Source organism: Vulcanococcus limneticus LL, from assembly GCF_002252705.1.
In the GTDB taxonomy this organism is placed as follows: Bacteria; Cyanobacteriota; Cyanobacteriia; order PCC-6307; family Cyanobiaceae; genus Vulcanococcus; species Vulcanococcus limneticus.
Genome location: NZ_NQLA01000115.1, coordinates 1 through 2,119 on the forward strand (window position 1 = coordinate 1; position 2,119 = coordinate 2,119).

The 2,119-nt window shown below is 66.2% G+C and carries 3 protein-coding genes; 1 reads left to right on the plus strand and 2 read right to left on the minus strand.

Annotation, left to right across the window (positions count from 1 at the left end; genetic code table 11):
• Nucleotides 1-811: MBL fold metallo-hydrolase (locus CJZ98_RS17540; RefSeq protein WP_232756596.1), on the minus strand; the 811-nt coding region annotated here is incomplete at its 3' end.
• A gap of 139 nt (nt 812-950) precedes the next feature.
• Here CJZ98_RS17540 and CJZ98_RS17545 point away from each other — a divergent pair.
• A complete protein-coding gene (locus tag CJZ98_RS17545) occupies nt 951-1,298 on the plus strand; it encodes an ArsR/SmtB family transcription factor (RefSeq protein ID WP_094592390.1) in 348 nt (115 codons plus the stop codon).
• Here CJZ98_RS17545 and CJZ98_RS17550 read toward each other — a convergent pair whose 3' ends face one another.
• On the minus strand, nt 1,299-2,021 hold the full coding sequence (locus CJZ98_RS17550; RefSeq protein WP_094592391.1) for an NAD(P)/FAD-dependent oxidoreductase: 723 nt from the start codon (nt 2,019-2,021) through the stop codon (nt 1,299-1,301).
• Between the last annotated feature and the right edge of the window lie 98 nt (nt 2,022-2,119).

The window sequence follows — 2,119 nt, forward strand, 5'->3', positions numbered from 1 at the left end:
CGGCGTAGCTGCGCTGCACCGGTGCCCAGGGGTGGGTCGCCCCGCCAGCCGCACCAACCTCGCGGGGCTTGCCGGAGCGCATGTTGCCCGGAAGGGCTTCGGCGATCTTGTGGGGATGCGGGAGCTTCATAGCCTCCATATGGCCGACGAAATCCCGCTCGGTGGCGTTGCCGCCCAGCCTTGCGTTGAAGGCCTTCTCTTCGGCCACTGAGGTGACACTCCGACCGGTGTAGTCGTGGCCGGGATAGAGCAGGCAGGACTCCGGCAGCGTCAGCAGTTGCTCGGTGATGGAGTTCCAGAGGGTGTGGGCATTGCCCTGCTGGAAGTCGCAACGGCCGCAGCCGCGAACCAGCAGCGCATCGCCGGTGAAGGCCATCGACTGGTCATCAAGCACGAAGCTGATGCAGCCATCGGTATGACCCGGGGTGGCACGCACCTCCAGAGCGCGGCTGCCGAAGTCGATGCGATCCCCATGGGCCAGGGGCCGGGTGACGTTCTCGGCGCGTGCGGCGGCGGCCAGGCCGATGGCACAGCCGGTGGCCTCGTGCATCAGCCAGCTCCCCGTCACGTGGTCGGCATGGGCATGGGTGTCGATCGAGGCCATCAGATCGATGCCCAGTTCACGGATCAAGGCGAGATCGCGGCCATGCTGCTCGTAGACCGTGTCGATGATCACCCCCTTGCGGCTGGGCACATCAGCCAGCAGATAGGTGAAGGTGCCGGTTTCGGCGTCGAACAGCTGGCGGAAGAGCAGGGAGCCACCGCCGGCGGCGGCGGCGAGGGAAAGGGAGGGTGCGGGAGCGACGGCCACGGGTGATCGATCACGAACTTGTATGAGCATAGCCGCATTATGGGCATTAAAGCGATCTCGGTTGTCCGGGTCGCTGCGCGCCCCAGGCCCCCGCCATGCGCGCTTCGTGCATAATGCGTGTATCGACATAAGCTCGTCCATGCGCCGGACCCCGCCCCCGTCACTGCCCAGTCCCCAGCTGCTCGATGAACTCAGCGCCTTCTTCCGCCTGCTGAGCGAGCCGGCCCGCCTGCAGTTGCTCTGTCAGCTCAAGCATGGCGGCGCCATGGATGTGGCCTCCCTGATCGAGGCCACCGGATTCAGCCAGTCCCACATCAGCCGCCAGCTGGGCCAGCTGCAGCGGGCGGGGCTGGTGAGCTGTGAGCGGGACGGCACACGGCTGATCTATGCGGTGGCCGACCCCCTGGTGGAGGACCTCTGCAACCTGGTGCAACGTCGGCTCAAGCAGCGATTGGAGCAGCAGCTCAGCCAACTGCAGGCGGTGTGATCACGGCTGCTTGAACGCCAGCCCCAACGCACGCACCAACGGCGCCAGCGGCTTCAGGAAGCGGCTCTCGTGCAGACGGCCCTTGAGCACCCGGTGCCAGTACACCCACGGGAACACCCGCGTTTCCACCAGAAACATGCTCCAGCGCTCCTGGGTGGGATCCACCAGGAAGGAGCTGACGGGCTGGAGGTCATAGTCGAACTCCGCCATCACCACGCTGTGGAAGCTGGTGATCAACGGACAGGCGGTGTAGCCGTCGTAGTGGGCCGCAAGCGGGCGTCCATCGAGCTGAGCCAGCAGGTTGGCCACCAGCACCGGCGCCTGACCACGGATGGCGGCCAGGCTTTTCGAGGTGGGCAGGGAGCTCACATCGCCGAGGGCGAACACTTCGGCAAAGCGCTTGTGCTGGCAGGTGTCCTTGTTCACCTCCACCCAACCGCCAGGCCCCTCGATCGCCATGGGGCTGTGGGCCACCACATCCGGCGCCGCCATCGGCGGCACCACATGCAGCAGGTCGAAGCGGATCTCCTCCCGGAAGGGGTCCCGGCCTTCCTCGCGAACTTCGAACACCGCCACCTGCTCCTCGGGGCGCACCTCGATCAGGTTGCGCTGCAGACGGGTTTCGATCCCCCGCCGCGCCACGACGCGCTCAACGGTGGCGTTGTAAGCCTTGACCGGGTACAGCTGCGCCAGGGCAGTGCAGAAGATCACCTGGGTGTTCACCCCAGGGCTGCCTAAAAGTGTGATCAGGTCTTGGTGTCGGCCGTCATCACCCCTCCCAGGGCCAGCATCCCCTTGATGTCGTAGGCCAGCTCGCGAAA

Excerpts from the sequence above, each read along its gene's own strand:
- CJZ98_RS17545 (WP_094592390.1), top strand. The coding sequence starts at position 951 with ATGCGCCGGACCCCGCCCCCGTCACTGCCCAGTCCCCAGCTGCTCGAT.